Raw genomic sequence first — 18486 nt, 5'->3', positions numbered from 1 at the left:
TCCCATGGGAGTGATCGGCCTCTATGTTGACCCGCCAGCCCACGCCGTCGTGTTGTCGGTCGATGAGAAAAGCCAAATCCAGGCGCTCGACCGCACCCAGCCGGGCCTGCCGATGAAGAAGGGCCGGCTCGGCACCATGACCCACGACTATAAGCGGCACGGCACAACCACGCTGTTTGCCGCCCTCAACGTTCTCGACGGTACGGTCACCGGCCGCAACATGCCAACATGCAGCGTCATCAGGAGTTTATTCGCTTCCTCAACGCCATTAACGCCCAGGTGCCGGACGACAAGGCTGTCCACGTCATTCTCGACAACTATGCTGCCCACAAGCATCCTAAGGCGAGAGCCTGGCTCGACCGTCACGAGCGTTTCACCTTCCACTTCACTTTGACCTTAAGCTCATGGCTCAACGCGGTGGAGGGTTTCTTCGCCAGGCTGTCGAAGCGGCGTCTGAATCGCGGCGTTTTCCATTCCGTCGTCGATCTTCAGGCCGCCATCAACCGGTTCCTCGTTGAGCACAACAAAAAGCCAAACCCTTCACTTGGACCGCCGATCCCGACAAAATAATCGCCGCCTTTAAACGCGGGCACCAAGCGTTAGTTTCCATCCACTAGCGTGCCTTCCGATCCGCGTGAAGTGGATTGCGCTGCGACCTTGTTCGCGAAAGGAATCGAGTAAGCCCTTAGACTCAGCCCGCGACGAGTTTCGTTTCGAGGAATTCCTCCATGCCCCAACGCCCGCCTTCGCGCCCATTGCCGGACTGCTTGTAGCCGCCGAAGGGTGTGCCAGGCGCGCGCGCGGAACCGTTGAGCTGTACCATGCCGGCTCGGACATTCCTGGCCACACGCTTGCCCTTCGCGGCGTCTTCCGTGTGAATGTATGCCGAAAGGCCATACACGGTGTCGTTTGCTAGCTCTATCGCCTCCTCTTCGCTATCGAACGGTGTGATCGCGAGAACAGGTCCGAACACTTCATCGCGGAACAGAGAATGTTCGGGCGAAACGCCCGCGAACACGGTCGGGCTGACAAAGTATCCGTGCTGATGATGCTCGGGCCGGCCGCGCCCTCCGGTGACAAGGTTTACGCCTTCACCGACAGCCTGATCGATGCAACTCAGGACCTTGTCGTACTGCACCTTCGATGAAAGCGGCCCGATGTGGGTGCCAGGGAGATCGGCTCGTTCTACGACAATTCCTTCTGCCACTTCCGTGGCAATATTAACCGCACGATCATAGACGCTGCGCTCGACCAGCATGCGGGTCGATGCATTGCACGATTGCCCGGTGTTGTTAAAGCAGAAGTTCGCGGTCCAACGCACAGCCTTTTCGACGTCCGCATCAGCGAAAACGATACTAGGCGACTTTCCGCCCAGTTCGAGTGAAACGCGCTTGATGCTTGGTGCGGCAGCTTGCGAAATCGCAATGCCGGCACGTGTCGAACCGGTAAAGGAGATAACGTCGACGTCCGGATGTGAGACCATGGCAGCTCCCGTCACAGCGCCAGTGCCTTGCACAAGGTTGAAAACACCCTTTGGCAAATTGGCAGCCTCGACGATTTCGGCGAAGATCTGACCGGACACTGGCGATACTTCCGAAGGCTTTAGTACCACGGTGCAACCTGCAGCCAAAGCCGCGCCAACTTTCAGGGTAATCTGGTTGAGCGGCCAGTTCCATGGAGTGATAAGTGCTGCGACGCCAACCGCTTCACGCAGGATTTCTTGGTTTTCGATCCCGACGAGAGCCGGCTCGGCAAAATGGAATTCCTGCAGGGCTTTGATGAACGCGCGCAAATGGTTTGCTCCAGCGCCGACCTGGCTTGTACGAGCGAAGTCGATCGGAGCACCCATTTCCGCTGCGAGCGCACTCGCCAGATCTTCGGTCCGGGCTACATAGGCATCCAGAAGCCGGTTCAGGGCATCGACACGAACGCTCGTTTCGGAGGTGCTCCAAGCCGGCAGAGCCTTTTTCGCGGCCTTAACAGCGCTATCAACGTCGTCTGCGGATGCGATGTGAAACTCAGCGAATGCTTCCTCGGTGGACGGATTCACAGCCCAGAAGGTTCGCCCGCCTGTCGTTGGCTGCCAGATGTTGTCGATATAAATGCTCGGGCGAGGTGCCATTGCAGTACCCTTTCGTTGGTTGTTGTTGACGGGCCGTCTCCAATTCGAAGATCATGCCGCTCGACTTGGAAACGTGGACTTCTTGCCTACCGACCTGACTTCTGTCCGATTGAAAGGCCAGGCCGAAAATAAACCAAGAGACAGAATGTTGCGGCCCGTCGGTGGTGTTGTAGGCTTGTGCGTCAGTTGATCAGAACGATCCGACCATCGACCCGACCCTGCTCAAGGCGTAACATCGCTTCATTGACTTCGGACATCTCCATCGGCTTCAGGACCCCTTCCTCCGCAAGTCAGTTCACATCCTTGAGGTCCTCTGTTGTCCCGGTGATGCTGCCGATGATCGAAAGCCCGGTCACTGCCAAGGTGTAGAGAGGAACGACTAGTTCACCGCCATAAAGCCCGACCTGGATAGTTCGCCCGCCCTTTCGTAAAATACTGAAGGCCAGCCCGGAGGTTTCCCGATTATTGACGAAATCCAGTACGGCGCTAACCTTGCCGCCTTTGACCTCGATCACCTTTGCCGCGGTGTCATCGCCCGCGAGAGCCAAGAAGTGGTCTGCGCCTTCGCCCAAAGCGAGATTGCGTTTGGCATCTGATTTATCAATGACCAAGATCTTGTTTTCTGTCAGCGCTCTCAGGATGGCGACGGCCTGAAGACCGAGACCGCCTACCCCGATGACAACTACCAGCTGTTCCGGCGCGACTGGCATGATCTTGCGGATGGCGGACCGAACTGTAACGCCAGAGCAAGCGTATGTTGCCGCCAAAACCGGATCGATAGTGCCGGTCGCAGCAAGGTATCGCGAATGTGGCACGATCACATCGGCGAAACCGCCGTGTTGCATGAAGCCAAGGCTGCGACTTCCGACAGCGCAAACATTGTCGCGATCGTTAAGGCAATCGTCGCATTTCCCGCAGCCGAGCCACGGGTAGACAATGACCTGGTCGCCCATCTTTACGCCCTCAGCGTCCGGACCAAGGGCTGATACCTTGCCGACAATCTCGTGGCCCATGGCGATCGGATTTTCCGGCTGGGGCCGTTGCAACACACCACGGCTTCCGAAGTCAGTCACGCCCTGCCAGGTATGCAGATCCGAGTGGCAGACTGCGCAGTATGTTACATTAACGATAACCTGCGTTCCAGTCGCCCCAGGCGTTGCGATCTCGACAGCTTCCAACTTGCTATGATGTGTCCTGTTCAGCCAAGCCTTCATCTTTTCCTCCAAAGTTTCATAGAATGGGCGCGGCACGCGCGGGGTGGCACCAGACCTATCCGTGCTCGGACAGAACCATCGCTCGCGCAGGCCCTTGCGCCGGTTACCAGAATGGTTGCAGCGACCCCCGTCGCAAGCCGCTCCTGTCTCATTAATCCTCAAAACACGTCGCCTCGGTCACCGGCGCACCGACGTTCAGTCCAGTGTTTGCTGCAATGCTCGGCTGGACGCAAACAACAGGTACGCAAGAGGTAGCGCTAGCAAGGTGTTGGCTAGTAGTTTAGCTTCGACATTCACTCGAGTTCCCTCATACCCTCCGGGTCAAGTGGAGTGGAAGGTTCCGCAAGGGTGTCGAACAATGGCTTGAAGCCGCTGACAGGCAAGTTATCGAGTGCTGCCAGAATCCGGGCGCGGCGCTCTTCTTTCAGCACCTGCGCACCGAGCAGTTGAAATTTCTCTTTTACTTGCTCGTAAGACATTGGATTGGCCACATCCCCGAGTGGATAAAGAACCGTCAGGACTTCTTCGCCCTCACCCTGATCCATGATCACCCGGCAAGGCGTTCCCTTTGGAAAGCTCGCGGCGAAATCCATGTGGGCCAGCAAGACGGTACGCGCCGAGAGTTCGAGAACGAGTGGATCCTTGAGGTGACTAGGATCGACTGGCTGCAAGGCTCGACTACCGTAGATGGCTGCAAGCGCACAGCTGAAGTGATAGCTGTATTGTGCACCTTCCAGCGTTGCAGGGTTACGCTCGTTCGACAGTTTAAGCCCCTCGGCAAATGTCTCGATGCGAAGGCTAACGATCGGAACACCTGGTCGGCGTAGTTCAAGTATGGCGTCGATAGCCGCGTGCATGTAGCGGCAGCACGCATACGGCTTCAGATAACAATCTTCGAGCCACCAATGAATGCCGAGATCGCCGGTAAGAACCGCGCGCGTGTAGCGCTTCCCATCGTCCAGGAGGTCAAGCGGACCGGTCGCTCCAGCCTGAGCGCGGAAGGCCGCCGTCAGCCCTGTCACGACAGCTGGCGGAATGCATTCCTTGACGGTGTTGCCGTCGGCCTTAGAGACCGCTTCGTTGATACCTATCGGGCCTTCGGCGCCGGCGATCCCGATTGCATTGGCCATCTGAAAAGTGGTCAGTTTCAGGAGACGCCCTGCGCCTGCCGCAACACCGAAGTTTACCCAGCGACCGCTGATATAGGTGTCGATCGTTTCCGTCGGGCGAGCAGTGGCAACGCGCAATGCGATGTCATAGCCAACCGCAATTGCCTCAAAGATCTCCTCGTCGCTCGCGCCTATTTGTTGTGCGACGGCCAGAACAGCCGGAATAATTCCAGCACCAGGATGCCCGGCTGCGCCACGGTGACCGTCATCGAGATCGAGAGCACTCGCGGCTGCGGAATTCGCCATAGCCGCACCGACGATAGAGAGGCTCCGATCGGTCAACCAGACATCGACCGGACCTTGACCATAGGCGGCATAGGCGGCCTTTCTGGCCGCGATAGCCAAGTCGGAGTTGAATCCCGCCGCACTCGCCGCGAGAAGGTCTGTGATGAGTACCGCGCAAGCTTGCCGTGCGGAGTGTGGAAGGCTACCAGCCGGATGGGTAGCCGCGAAATTCGCAAGTTCCTGAATAGCGTGCATGACTGGCATCACCTAGAGCTGAGCGATGGCGCGGGGCGGCGAATGAAATGGCCGGCGCTCTTAATATTCCAGAGCGCTGGTTCCGGCACGAAACCGATGGGCTTCATCGGGCTGATTGGTGGTGGCGCCTGTCGCCTTGCCGCCGGTCGAACCAGCCGTTGACCCGGATGGGTAATCGGAATGGCGGAAAGCAAGCGCTGGGTATAGTCATGACCAGGGCGCCCGATTACGTCATCCCTGCTGCCGATCTCAACCAGTTCACCAAAGTACATAACGGCAACCCGATCACAGATTTTCTCGACGGCCGCCATGTCGTGGCTGATGAACAGATACGAAATATCGAATTCCTTTTGTAGGCTCATCATCAGTTCGATAATCTGGGCCTTTACTGCAACGTCCAGAGCAGAAACGGCTTCGTCGGCTATAATGAGCTTCGGCGCCATTGCCAAAGCACGCGCGATGCAGATGCGCTGGCGTTGGCCGCCGGAGAATTCATGGGGCAGGCTATTGGCGCGGTTGGTGGGGATCCCGACCTTGTCGAGCAGCCACTCCATTTTCTCGGTCAGTGCTTTGCCGGATGCAATCCCGTGTACTTTCATTGGCTCGATGATCGCTGAGCCGATAGTCTGGCGACTATCGAGCGACCCAAATGGATCCTGGAAGATCATCTGAACATCACGGCGCATCCGCGCCAGACTTTTATGATCGGAGTAGTCAATCAAATTACCATCGACCGTGATCGTGCCGCCATGCCGCGATACGAGATCGATGATGGCCTTGCCAATCGTTGACTTACCGGAGCCCGACTCCCCGACAAGGCCGAGCGTCTCCCCCTTACCGATCGCGAATGAGACACCTTCCACAGCATGGACATGGCCCAGTCTGCGGCCGAACAACCCGCCGGTATGAACAAATCTAACCGAGAGATCACGCACCTCAAGAAGGGGCTTGTCACCTTTGCAGTTGAGCGGAAGGACGTCGAGTTCTGACGCTGCCGCATTTTCGATATCGATTTTACCGGCAATCGAGGGTGCTGCTTCGATCAGGATCCGGGTATAATCGCTTTCCGGCTCGCTGAAGATTTTGTTGACCGAACCTGCTTCGATCTGCTGACCGCTTCGCATTACCAGGACATGATCGGCGACCTCGGCGACAACACCCATATCATGCGTGATGAACAAGACGGCTGTCTTCGTGTCCTGCTGTAGATCTTTGAGAAGTCGAAGGATCTGCGCCTGAACGGTAACGTCAAGTGCGGTGGTCGGCTCGTCGGCTATGATCAGTGCGGGGTTGCAAGCGAGAGCCATGGCTATCACAACGCGCTGACGCATGCCGCCCGAGAACATGTGCGGGTAGTTGTCGATCCGCCGTTCCGGGTCGGGGATACCGACTTTCTTAAGCATTTCGAGAACCGCGTCGCGAAGAGCCCGGCCCTTCAATCCTCGGTGAATCCGGATGGCTTCGGCGATCTGATCTCCGACGCGCTGAACGGGATTGAGTGACGTCATCGGCTCCTGGAAGATCATGCTGATCTTGCCACCCCTGATCTGGCGCATCTCTGCTTCAGGCAGGTCGAGCAATTCTTTGCCATTAAGGCGGATCGACCCGCTCCCCTTGGCGGATCCTTCGGGGAGAAGGCCCATAATCGCCAGTGAGGTGACGCTCTTTCCCGATCCGGATTCACCGACGACCGCCAAGGTTGAGCCTGCGGCAATAACGAAGCTGAGATCGTGGACGATCGGCTTGCTGCCGAATGAGATCTTGAGATTTTTGACTGAAAGTACAGCGTGCTCGGACATCAGGAAGCATCCTTCAAACGAGGATCGATAATATCGCGAAGACCATCGCCCATGAGGTTAAAAGCCAGGACGAGGAGAAGGATGCCAAGGCTAGGAAACAGAGCAAGGTGCGGCGAGCTGAGAATGTTTTCAAAGCCGTCGCGAACCATTCCACCCCATGTCGGAGCCGGCGGAGCTATTCCAAGACCGACAAAGGCCAAGGAGGCTTCCGTTCTAACCGCGCTTGCCATCCAGAGTGACGCCATAACCATGATTTCGGGAAGAATGGCTGGCAAGATATGCCGATAGAGGGTTCGGTTTGAAGAAAAGCCCATCGCGCGGCAGGCTTGCACATATTCTCGGTCGCGTTGGGTAATCACGGCAGCGCGGGTGACCCGGGCAAAGGCCGGGATAGAGGTAAAAGCAATCGCGGCAACGATATTGGTCGTCGTCGCTCCCATCAGGGCAACGAGTGCGATGCCCAAAATGAGCGAAGGGAAAGCTAAAACGACGTCCATGATCTGCATCAAGACGATGTCGAGACGGCCGCCCCTGAAACCTGCAATCATTCCGATGAACGTACCAATGGCCATGGCAACCACAACGGCCAAGAAGCCGATGATCAGTGAGTAGCGCGCTCCATAGAGCATGCGGGTCCAGATGTCTCGGCCGAATTGGTCAGTACCAAAGATGTGGGCAGTACTCGGCGAAGCGAGCTGGTCCACGATGTTCTGTTTGGCTGGCGGATAAGGAGACAGCTGGGGAGCGAATATCGCACCTACAACGAGGAGTACGATGATGAGCAAACCTGCCCACGTGGAGAAATTGATCCGGCGAATGACGGCCTGGCTCTTTTCAAGCCGGCTCTCGGAGCGCTTTAGCGTTACTTCGGAGCTTGTCATTTGTATTGAACCCTAGGATCGAGGAAGCCATACGCAAGGTCGGTCGCGAGGTTCACGACAACCACGATGAAGGTATAGACAACGATCATCCCCTGCAGCAGCGTATAGTCGCGCTGGCTCAAAGCCGTCAGGATGAGTTTTCCAAGACCTGGCCGGGAGAAGACGATTTCGGTCAAAACCGAGTTACCGATCAGAATGCCGAGATAAAGGCCGACAATTGTTGTGATCGGAACAAGGCAGTTACCGAGACCATGGCGCCATATGACGGCGCTGTGGTGCACCCCCTTGGCTCGGGCAGTTCTCACGAAGTCCTGACTCAATACTTCCAGCATCGCCGAGCGCGTAACGCGGGTGACGTAGGCCATCATGATCAAAGCAAGAGAGACGGCAGGCAGCACCATCTGCCAGAGACGGTCGCCGATTCCTTCTCCCGTCCCTGCACTGATGACAGGGAACCACCGAAGTTTAATTGAAAATGCGATCAGCAGAACGATGGCCGATACGAACCCAGGAAGTGACAGGCCAAGCAGCGAAACAAAGCGGAGAATGTAATCCACGGCTCTGTTGCGATATACGGCTGCCCATACGCCTGCGGGAACACCGAAGACGACGCCAAGCAGCAATCCAGCAAATGTCAGCTCCAGTGTATACGGCAAGACCGACATAACCTCTTCAGTCACGGGGCGTCCTGAGACCATCGATGTGCCAAGGTCACCCTTGAGCGCATTGAGCAGGAAATGGCCGTACTGAACGAGTACCGGTTGATCGAGCCCAAGTCGCGTGCGCATCGCGTCGATGCTCTCGGGACTGGCCTGATCGCCGAGGATCATCTGGACCGGATCGCCGGGCAGCACTCGGACCATGAGAAAGACGAGCGTCAAAACGCTAATCAACGTGATAACGGCAAAGCAAATTCGCTTTGCTAGATATAATAACATTTAGACCTGCTCCCCTGACACGCTTTAGGCAATTGGCCTATGCGAGTTCTGATACGCATCTAGCTATAGCTACTGCGAGCAAGACCAGAATTAACGAGATTCAATTCGCTGTCAACAAATTCTCTTATTTAATATTTTTTGATCATAATAATTACGATATTTAGAATTTATGGTTGAGGAGTTGTCTCTAATCAATAACATGAGGGGAGCGCGGTGCGGGACCTGAGTCTCAACTTCGAACGATCTTCTCGATGCTGTCCACCTCGGCTTTCAACAATTCGATGATGTGGGCCCTGCGCGAGGCGGTCAGGAGGTCGGTTGGCAGGTTCACACTCAATGCTGTTGTGGAAAGGCCGTTGAAGTTTCTTACAGGAATGGAAAGAGCGGAGAGACCGGCAATCAGAGTTGACTGAGTCTCGGCGTAACCACGCTCTTTTGCCTCAGACACTGTGGCCGCGATCAAGGCTCGCGTGAGGTCGTAACGCTCGTAGGAAGGTTCGTTCGCGCATGTGAGCGCTTCAACGTTGCTTTGCTCCAGTATGGACATGATTGCGATAGAGGCCGCGCCCACCCCCATGGGCACCATGCTCCCGACGTTATCTGTAAGTGTGGGGAAATTCTGGCCGGCCCACACGCGATCAACCACGATGACATGATGATCGTTGCGGCACATCAGGAAGACGGTAGCACCCACCTCCTCGCTGATGCGAACCAGCGCAGGTCGGGCAATAGACCGAATGCCTGCGGCGTCTGCAGCTTTGACGCCGAGCGCAAAGAGTTCAATGCCGAGTCTGAGACTCATCTTATGATCGAGCCGCTCGAGCCATCCGTTTTTCTCGAATGCTCTCGCGAGGCGGTAGATCGTCGGCACGCTCATGTTCAAGGCGGCCGCGATGTCTTTCACCTTGGCGCCGTCTGACCCTGCCGCTGAAATGAACTTCAGCAATGCGATCGACTTGCCGATAACCTGTGCGCCCTCGACGCTTTTCTCACTCACAAATCATCTCCCCAGCCCTAAACTCGCCAAATTATCACAATATGATACGCTTTTTATTTTCTAAATCATATTGTAATTATATTTTTCAATGATAGCTTCACTTTCAAGAAAGAAAACTAATCTCTGTCCCAGGGGACGAACTGTTCGACACAGCTTCCGGCGATGATTCGTTGCGAGATGATCAAGCTCCGTGGGCAGTTCACAGAGTGCCTTTGGAGAGTATTCGACAGTCAGTTCCAGGATCGAGCAGACCAACCTCAAGTCGCTGCACCGTCAATTCTCTTTATTAACCTCAGCATTCCTTGTGTTCCTGCTCGAACGCGTCATGGGGCTCGCTAGCGCACCAGATTGTGCCTGTCGAAGGTATACAAATAAAGGATCCGCGGTGCTCGAGTGTTCCTCACCTCGCACAGACTAAGAAGCCTCCGGAAAATGGCTCGAACACCTCTTATGGTCAGTGCTTTAAAACAAACGGTGTCCTCAATATTATGCATGCAATCGAACGACTTGCCACCTTTGCCGCCACCCATTCTGCCGGTAGCCTCCCGCAAGCGACCAAAGATATTTGCTCAATCCTGATCACGGATCTTCTTGCCGCGACGGCCGCAGGCCTGCACTCGGACCTTGCAGTCGCTGCGCGCCGTGCTGCCATTGCGAGCTACGGAAAAGGCCGGTCTACGGTTTGGATGACTGATCACTCTCTTTCGATCGGTGGCGCGGCAATGGCGAATGCGGCGGCCGCGAGCGCCCTCGACATTGACGACGGCCATCGGGGCGCCGCTGGCCATCCAGGTGCAGGCATCATCCCGGCAGCCATCGCGGTCGGTCAGGCAATCGGGTCGTCCGACGAAGACATCTTTGAAGCGATCGCGATCGGTTACGATGTAGCCCTGCGTGTTGCGACCGCCCGCCCAACGGAGACCATCGACAGCTATGCGAGCGGCCGCTGGGTTAACTTTGGCGTCGCTGCAGCCGCAGGTAGGCTTTTGAAGCTCTCGCCTTTCCAGATGGCGAACGCAATCGGCATCGCAGGCGCGGAAGGTCCGATCGGATACAAGAAGGGTACTTCGCGCTATCAGGGGAGCACCGTCAAGGAACTCATTCCGCCAGCGGTCGTCGCTGGATTGACCGCAGCGTTCCGTGCCCAGGCTGGGGCAACAGGGCCTCTCGATCTGCTCGACAACGAGACGCTCTATACCCGTTCTGTTTTGACGGGCGAACTCGGCGGACATTGGTGGATTGGTGACTGCTATCTGAAGCCGTACGCCTGCTGCCGTTACATGCATGGTGCTGTCGACGCGATCCTCAAAATGCGCCGGCCAGAAGCACCGATCAAGAGTCTTCGGATTGAGACCTTCCAGCGCGGAACCGAGCTCTCAAACGAACGCGAGCCACGTTCCCTCGAGGGCGCGCAATACAGCTATTATTTCAGCTGCGCCCTGGCGGCGTTACGGGGACGTCAGGCTCTTCAGCCAATGGACCCTGCGAGCCTGCGGGACCCGGAAATTCTCGAACTGTCCTCTCGCATCGACATGGTCGCACACACGGATTTCGATGACAGCTTTCCAAAAGGCACACCGTCCCGGGTCATCATTGACCAGGGCATCGGGCCGGAGAGCCACACGGTATTCTTTCCGCTCGGCGATGTCGCGAATCCGATGAACGCCGAACAGGTCATGGAGAAGTTCCGCTTGATCGGTGCGGCAAGCCTCACCGAAGACGGGCAGAACACCATTCTCGCCGCGATCTCAACGCTGACGATAGATGGTTTCGCCCCATTGCTTTCCGCCCTTGCGGACCGAGTCGGCCAGATCTCAAGCCCAGCAGTAGTTGAGGTCGCCTAAAGTCCGAAGCCATCTGAAAACTGAGGCAGAGCAAGCGCGGGACAGGGCAAAAATTCGCATCGCGTTTCGCCCTGAACGAATATCGGCTCACGCCACACCGGAGACTTTTGAAATGCTTATGAATGTCAAATCTGGGGTCTACACGCGTATCGACCCAACTGCGGCTGCCGCACCTGTCCTGTTCGAGACGCCGAGAAGCGGCGGAAAGTATCCTCACGATTTTCGCACGATTGCTCTCCTGAAGGATCTGCAACGTTCGATCTCGATGTACGTCGAAGAATGCTACCTGGATGTCGTCGACAGCGGCGCCACCTGGCTCTTCGCGGAATTCCCAAACATCTACATCGATCTCAACAGGAATGAACTCGATATCGACCCGAGTCAGCTGACCGGCAAATGGCCTGTGGCTCTTCAGCCAGGCCCTAAGACGAAGACGGGAATTGGTCTCATCCCCACGGTCTGCGCTGGAACAAAGCCTGTCTACGATGCGCCTCTCTCGGTCACCGAGGTCGCAAACCGTATCGACAACTACTACTGGCCCTACCACAACGAGGTGACCCGCCTTCTGAAGAAGTTTAAAGCCGAGCACGGTGGCGCTTATCATCTGAGCTGCCATTCGATGCCTGCCTTGCCCTCGCCGAGCGCTCCGGACGCAGGCCAGCACCGATCGGACTTCGATCTGGGAGATCGCAACGGCCAGACCAGCGGCAAGGATCTTCTTGAACTCGCAACCGAAGTCTTACGGGGCTTCGGGTATCGGGTGACGCATAACGCGCATTTCATCGGAGCAGAAGCTGTCCGCAAGCACGGCAACCCAGCCGAAAACATTCATAGCCTGCAGATCGAGATGAACCGCAGTCTCTACATGAACGAAGCAACATCTTTGCGCAGCGAAAATCTGCCCGAGGTCGGACAACATCTCAAGACGCTGGCTGCACGTATCGCCGACCACGCGCGCGCGAAGGGTTGATCTAATGGTCGATCTATCACGCGATATCCCATTCAAACTCGTACGGGTGGACAGCAATGACAGGCTGCCGGAGCAAGCCGATGTCGTCGTGATCGGCGGCGGCATCGCCGGCATTTCGGCGGCATATTATATTGCCAGGAAGGGACACAGCGTCGCCGTCGTCGAAAAGGGCGTTGTTGCGGCCGAACAATCCAGCAGAAACTGGGGTTGGGTACGGCAGCAGAACCGCGACGAGCGCGAACTACCCTTGGCAAAGTGGTCGCTCGCGGCATGGCAGGAATTGTCAGACGAAATCGGTCCGGACCTAAGCTTCGTCCGCAAGGGACTGATGTATGTCACAAGCAGCGAGAAGGAGCTCACCGCCTGGGAAAAATGGGTGAAGATGGCGGGCGGCTATGGGGTTCCAAGCGGCATGGTATCAAGTGCTGGAATCAAGGCTGCGGCTACCGGCTCCACTACGCAATGGATCGGCGGCGTTCATTCTCCGACCGACGGATTTGCCGAACCGACAATGGCGTGCTCGGCCATCGCGAAGGCGGCCCAGGGGCATGGAGCAACGATCCACCAGAATTGCGCCGCCAGAGGCATCGAAACCCAGGCAGGCCAGATACACAGCGTCGTAACCGAAAAGGGCAGCATCCGCACATCAAGGGTCTTGTGCGCCGCCGGTGCCTGGACATCAATGTTCTTCCGCTGGCATGGGATCAGCTTCCCGCAGGTCGGTGTGAGGGCCACTGCTTTCGCGACCATGCCCGGAGCGAAGGTCATCGAGGGTGGTTTTTCAACACCATCGTTCACATTCAGACCGCGCGCTGAGGGCGGATATACCGTCTCTATCCGCGGACGAGCAAAGGTCGAATTGACGCCTCAGGCCTTCCGGTATGCCCAGCAATTCATGCCCATGTTCAAGGCACGATGGTCGACGAGCCTATCACTTGGGATCAGCCGTTTCGCGATAATCGGGCCGGAGGCCTTGGCACGGTGGACTCTAAATAGCGTTTCGCCTTTCGAGAAAATGCGGGTGCTCAATCCAGCACCGGACGCGAAGACCGTTGAGCTGGCCATGAAGGCGTTGATGGAAAGCTTCCCAGAGCTGTCAGGGATCGGCGTTTCCCACGCTTGGGGAAGCTGGATCGACTCGACGCCGGATGCGGTCGCAACGATCGGTCCGGTTCCGCAATTGCCCGGTCTATACGTCGCGTCGGGTTTTAGCGGGCATGGATTTGGTGTTGGACCGGGTGCAGGCCGGCTCGCAGCAGATCTGATCGCCAACGACGATCCGATCGTTGATCCTACCCCATTGCGGTTCACCCGCTTCTCTGAGCATGACGTGGGCGCTCCGGCGGCCATGTAAGTACACCTCCCACGCCTTCGGGCCGTGAATTCCAAGCCCATCCCATATCGTGGCGACTGCATCGCGACGCGACTCGCGTGATGCCTGCCGCGAATGAGATGGGCATTTTGCGTATTTGGATATAAATTGAACGCGCACGATCCCGGTACAGGCACTGCGATTCCTCGATCCACATCTTATGTGCTGTTTCGTCAACCGCAATTTCGGGCAAATAGGGATCTGAACCATTCTAGCGTTTGACAGAATTGTGCGTTTGGACGAAGTATTAGAACTCGCCCGCGCAAATTCTGATAGTTGTCACGATCGAGCGAAAATCGTTCTCTTAACTGGAATCTTTTGATCGATGAAATTTTCTGCGTCATCTTCGAATGCCGAACGCGCTCTCGACATACTGCTTCTGCTCGGAGAGGTGGGGCCAGAGGGTTACAGCCTTGCCGAGATCGCGAGCCGCATAGGCACTGCAAAACCCGCAGCACATCGCACATTGGCAGCTATGGTGTCGAAGGGTTTTGCTGAACCAACCGAGCGTTACGGCCACTATCGACTGGGCACTGCGGTCCCGATGCTTGCGCGCCGGCAGGAAAGACTGGAGCCTCTTGTCCAGAGATATCGTCCCGGGATGACAGAATTTGCTCGCAGGACCGGGTTTAATGTCTATCTCATCGTTCAGTCTGGTATCGACGCGATCTGTGCTGAGATGATCAGCCGCTCCTCACGACATCAGTTTGCCATGGGCCTTGGTGCCCGAGTTCCAATGGGCGTGGGAGCCGGCAGCCTAGCCTTGATGTCGCTGCTTTCGGAAAATGTCGTTGAGCAGATCCTCGACGCAAATGCCGAGCGATATCAGGCACATCCTTCGATCCGTCCCGTGGATCGTGACATTATTCGCAATCAGGTTATTGAAGCCAAGCATCGCGGATACGCAGTAAATCAGGGCTTTTTCTTTTTCGGAGAAGGCGGCGTAGGCCTGCCGCGGATGGCTTCAGGCATGTACGAGATCAATATGGCCTTCTCCTTCAATGCACCGCTCGACATGATGAATGAAGCTTGGGTCGAAGATCAGGTCGGTCAATTGCGCGAATGCCTGCCGTAACGTAACGCGACCCGACTGATCGGTCCGCCACTGCGACACGCTGACAAAATCGTGCCTCTTACACATAGAGAGGCCGGACAGCGGCTAGCTGTCCGGCCCCAAGGCCCTTGAGCCTTTGAATGTTAGAACGCTTACAGCGCTCTAGTCTTCGAAATGGGTTGCTTCAGTCACCATCGGGCCGAGAGACATCGAGCCTTTGAGGTCAAAGCCCCAGTTGAGCTTCTGAGTGTGGACCCAAACCTGGCTTGTTTCAGTGATTGGGATCGCACATACGTTTTTTAGGATCAGTCTTTGAGCCTCTTGCCACAGGGCAATTTGCTTGGCTGGATCGATCTCCGTTCTCGCTTCTCTGATCTGCTTGTCCGCGACATTGCAATGGCTGAAGTTGGTGATGCCACCCGGCTGCCCGACAATCGAGGCAGAGTCGTAGAATTGGGTGAGGAAGATGTCCGCGATGGGGAAGCGTGCCGCTCCGTAGAGAACGACCGGGCTCAGGTCCTTGCGGATCATCTGATGCCAGCTCGCATGCTCGACGGGCTGTAACTGGATATGAATATCGCTATCTTCGGCCTGCCCCTGCAGAACCTGAGCAGTCGTTTCGTATTCCGGTAACTGGCTTGAAAGCATCGTGAACGTCAATCCGTTCGCAAAGCCGGCTTCCTTGAGAAGCGCTTTTGCTTTTTCTGGGTCGTTCGGGAAGACGCCAGCGTCCTTCAGGTAACCCAGATTGTTCGATGGGACCACGGACGTTGGGCGAATCGTGAAACGCGCACCCTTGAATTCCGCGACTGCTTCCGGGTTGACCGCATAGGCGAGCGCCTGTCGAACACGGATATCATCGAAGGGCGGCATCGTTATGTTGATATGGAGCAAACTAACTTCAGCCGGATAGAACACGTCGATAACTGCGCCGGGTAGAGGTTCGGTCCGCTGCAGCCAGTTCTTGTTGGCGAGACCTGCGGCAGCCTCGATCTCACCAGCGACGAAAGCTAGGTCACGCGACGCATTGTTATTGATGAAGCGGTAATTCAGTGCGCTCAGCTTGGGGGCACCGCGGAAATAGTCCTTGTTTGCGGCGAAGTTGACGTTCTGCCCTGAGACGATTGACTTGACCTCGAATGGGCCAAACCCGACCGGAGCGCGAGCAAAACCGTCCTCTCGCTCTTCGAGAGCCTTCTTTGAGATGATGAAGCCGCCGGCATAGTTCGTTACAAGGCCCAGCAAGTTCGGCACGCGCCGCGCAAGTGTGATGCGGACGGTGTGAGGATCGACCGCTTCGACCTTGTCGAAAGCCGCGAAATCGGCAGAAAATGCGGACCGCTTCGGATCGCGAGCCTTGTCGAGGCTAAACACGACGTCATCCGCGGTGACTTCGCCATAGCCAGCCTGCCATTTGACACCGGAACGCAACTTGAATGTCCATACGAGCTTGTCGTCGCTAGATTGCCAGCTCTCTGCCAAATCGGGTTCGAGCGTTGCCGGATCGGTTGATCCCGGAGCAAACCGGACGAGTGCGCCGTAAATCCATGCGACCAGAGTTCTGTCGGATGTACTCGTTGCGTAGTGCGGATCGAGTGTGCCGACATCATTTGCCGCCGCACCCAATGTCAGTGTTGTCTTGGCGGCAAATGCGGGCGAAGGCCCTATTACAGCGCCAGCAAATAGGCTGGCTAGAACCAGCGCGCCGAAACCAGTTTTCGCATTTTTCATGAGTTCCCTCTCCATTGAACGAAAGTGCATGCAAAAGCCCGGCCGAAACCACAGCCAACCGTCCGTAGCTCACGACCTAAACCTCTTCAGGTTGTTAAGTTTTTCGAGGGTAAGACCCGAGCGCGCTCCAGCTACACCTCTCACCCTAGAACGACTGGTTCATAGCCAGGCGCTTAGGGGCAGTTCCCACTTTTCTTTTCGTTGCCTGAAACTCACCAGAGATTTCGGTATGTGTCAACGCAATTCTTTTATTCGATATTCTAGATCTCAGTCGTTCTATTATTTAGAATTTATTAGAAGTGACGCGTAATGTCCGTGTTCCGAGTGCAGTGTAGGGAGGTCAGTGTTCAATGCTCAAGCAGAGATATTTGATTTCGACATAGTCATCGATTCCGTATTTAGAACCCTCTCTGCCCTATCCCGACTGTTTGATGCCGCCGAAGGGCGCCACCTCCGTGGAAATCAGCCCTGTGTTGATCCCCACCATTCCGTATTCCAGAGCCTCCGCGACGCGGAATACCCGCGACAGATCTTTGGCATAAAAATAAGATGCCAGACCGAACTGCGTATCGTTGGCCATTTCGACAACGTCGTCTTCAGTCTCAAATCGGAATAGTGGCGCCACGGGACCGAAGGTCTCCTCCTTCGCCACTTTCATCGCGGAGGTTGCGCCTGTCAGAACGGTTGGCTGGAAAAACAGACCGCCACGCGCATCTCTCAACCCGCCAACTGATATCTCGCCCCCTTTTTCGAGTGCATCGGCAATGTGCTCCTCGACTTTGGCTACAGCCTTTTCAGTAATGAGCGGTCCAACCATGACGCCCTCCTCGAAGCCATCACCAACCTTCATTGTCGAAACACGAGCCGCGAGCTTCTCCGCGAACGCCTCATACACACCGGCCTGCACATAGAGCCGATTGGCACAAACGCAGGTCTGGCCATTGTTGCGGTATTTGGCGATCATCGCCCCCTCCACGGCCGCATCGAGATCGGCATCGTCGAAGACAATAAATGGCGCGTTGCCGCCAAGCTCCAGCCCGAGCTTCATGATCTGCTCAGCGCCTTGACGCATTAGGATCTTGCCGACATCTGTTGAGCCGGTGAAGGTCAGCTTCCTGACCTTGTCGTTCTCGGTGAATTCTCGACCAATATCGGCCGATTTTGTCGATGTCACGACGTTGAACAAGCCAGTCGGCAGCCCGGCCCGCTCTGAAAGAATTGCGACGGCAAGAGCTGATAGAGGCGTTTCCGACGCCGGCTTCGACACGATAGAGCAGCCAGCCGCGATGGCTGGGGCGAACTTTCGCGCCAGCATGGCATTAGGGAAGTTCCAGGGTGTAATCGAGGCAACAACGCCGATCGGCTGCTTCAGTACGCAGATGCGCTTGTCCTGCTGATGACCGGGAATCGTGTCACCGTAAATGCGCTTTGCCTCTTCGCCGAACCATTCCACATAGGAGGCACCATACAGGATTTCGCCTTTAGCCTCGGGGAGTGGCTTCCCCATTTCCGTGGTCAGAATGGCAGCTAGATCATCCGCATTCGCGATTATCAGATCATACAGCCTTCGCAGGACGCCTGCTCGCTCTTTCCCTGTTTTTTTCGCCCAAAGCTTCTGCGCCTTAAAAGCTGATTCAATGGCACGAGCGGCGTCCACGCGGCTCATATCGGGCAAAACGGCGATTACGTCGCCGGTCGACGGATTGGTAACCTCGAAACTAGCACCCTTCTCACCCGTTGCTTGCCACCGGCCAGCAATGAGTGCCTTATCTGTCGCAAGCGTGGGGTCCTTGAGTTTAGATTGAAGCGAATTGGAAATAGCCATAAATCGAACTTTTATTGCATGAGCATGTAAGCGCTCATGGCCGAGTCTGTTGTCGGAGATGCCGGTATAATCCCACACCGAGCCCGCCTC

The 18486-nt window shown here is 56.3% G+C and carries 12 protein-coding genes and 2 pseudogenes; 5 read left to right on the top strand and 9 right to left on the bottom strand.

Annotated features, from left to right (window positions below; all coding sequences use genetic code 11):
• Nucleotides 1-10: 10 nt before the first annotated feature.
• Nucleotides 11-617, top strand: a pseudogene (locus J5278_RS26200) (IS630 family transposase); the annotation flags it as partial.
• Nucleotides 618-691: 74 nt separating this feature from the next.
• Here J5278_RS26200 and J5278_RS26195 read toward each other — a convergent pair.
• The 7 genes from J5278_RS26195 to J5278_RS26165 form a co-directional block, all read right to left on the bottom strand.
• Nucleotides 692-2122: an aldehyde dehydrogenase family protein gene (locus tag J5278_RS26195; protein WP_240539094.1), complete on the bottom strand. Its 1431-nt coding sequence runs from the start codon at nt 2120-2122 to the stop codon at nt 692-694.
• Nucleotides 2123-2412: 290 nt separating this feature from the next.
• Nucleotides 2413-3300, bottom strand: a complete 888-nt coding sequence (locus tag J5278_RS26190) for an alcohol dehydrogenase catalytic domain-containing protein (protein WP_219259405.1) — start codon at nt 3298-3300, stop codon at nt 2413-2415.
• Between the two features lie 329 nt (nt 3301-3629).
• On the bottom strand, nt 3630-4985 hold the full coding sequence (locus tag J5278_RS26185) for an MmgE/PrpD family protein (RefSeq protein ID WP_111221653.1): 1356 nt from the start codon (nt 4983-4985) through the stop codon (nt 3630-3632).
• A gap of 8 nt (nt 4986-4993) precedes the next feature.
• On the bottom strand, nt 4994-6784 hold the full coding sequence (locus J5278_RS26180; protein WP_111221648.1) for an ABC transporter ATP-binding protein: 1791 nt from the start codon (nt 6782-6784) through the stop codon (nt 4994-4996).
• Entirely contained in the window at nt 6784-7665 is an 882-nt protein-coding gene (locus J5278_RS26175; protein ID WP_111221647.1) for an ABC transporter permease, read from the bottom strand. Before J5278_RS26175 ends, J5278_RS26180 begins: the two co-directional genes overlap by 1 nt.
• The gene (locus J5278_RS26170; RefSeq protein ID WP_111221646.1) at nt 7662-8603 is read right to left on the bottom strand and encodes an ABC transporter permease; all 942 of its coding nucleotides are present in this window, start codon (nt 8601-8603) and stop codon (nt 7662-7664) included. Before J5278_RS26170 ends, J5278_RS26175 begins: the two co-directional genes overlap by 4 nt.
• A gap of 229 nt (nt 8604-8832) precedes the next feature.
• Entirely contained in the window at nt 8833-9600 is a 768-nt protein-coding gene (locus J5278_RS26165; protein ID WP_111221645.1) for an IclR family transcriptional regulator, read from the bottom strand.
• Between the two features lie 488 nt (nt 9601-10088).
• Between J5278_RS26165 and J5278_RS26160 the strand changes: the two genes are divergently transcribed.
• The 4 genes from J5278_RS26160 (at nt 10089) to J5278_RS26145 (ending at nt 14861) form a co-directional block, all read left to right on the top strand.
• Complete coding sequence (locus J5278_RS26160) at nt 10089-11444, top strand: MmgE/PrpD family protein (protein ID WP_111221644.1); 1356 nt, start codon at nt 10089-10091, stop codon at nt 11442-11444.
• Between the two features lie 118 nt (nt 11445-11562).
• The gene (locus J5278_RS26155) at nt 11563-12414 is read left to right on the top strand and encodes an N-formylglutamate amidohydrolase (RefSeq protein WP_257623502.1); all 852 of its coding nucleotides are present in this window, start codon (nt 11563-11565) and stop codon (nt 12412-12414) included.
• Between the two features lie 25 nt (nt 12415-12439).
• Complete coding sequence (locus J5278_RS26150; protein WP_111221652.1) at nt 12440-13768, top strand: FAD-binding oxidoreductase; 1329 nt, start codon at nt 12440-12442, stop codon at nt 13766-13768.
• A 343-nt stretch (nt 13769-14111) separates the two neighbouring features.
• Complete coding sequence (locus J5278_RS26145) at nt 14112-14861, top strand: IclR family transcriptional regulator (RefSeq protein ID WP_111221642.1); 750 nt, start codon at nt 14112-14114, stop codon at nt 14859-14861.
• A 141-nt stretch (nt 14862-15002) separates the two neighbouring features.
• Here J5278_RS26145 and J5278_RS26140 read toward each other — a convergent pair whose 3' ends face one another.
• Nucleotides 15003-16571: an ABC transporter substrate-binding protein gene (locus J5278_RS26140; RefSeq protein ID WP_209186882.1), complete on the bottom strand. Its 1569-nt coding sequence runs from the start codon at nt 16569-16571 to the stop codon at nt 15003-15005.
• A gap of 340 nt (nt 16572-16911) precedes the next feature.
• Nucleotides 16912-18396 (bottom strand): annotated as a pseudogene (locus J5278_RS26135) (NAD-dependent succinate-semialdehyde dehydrogenase).
• Between the last annotated feature and the right edge of the window lie 90 nt (nt 18397-18486).

The sequence above is a fragment of the Rhizobium sp. B21/90 genome (genome assembly GCF_019355815.1).
Classification (GTDB): domain Bacteria; phylum Pseudomonadota; class Alphaproteobacteria; order Rhizobiales; family Rhizobiaceae; genus Rhizobium; species Rhizobium rhododendri.
The sequence above is the reverse complement of the archived record's forward strand: the minus strand, read 5'-3'. Positions and strand labels throughout refer to the sequence as shown.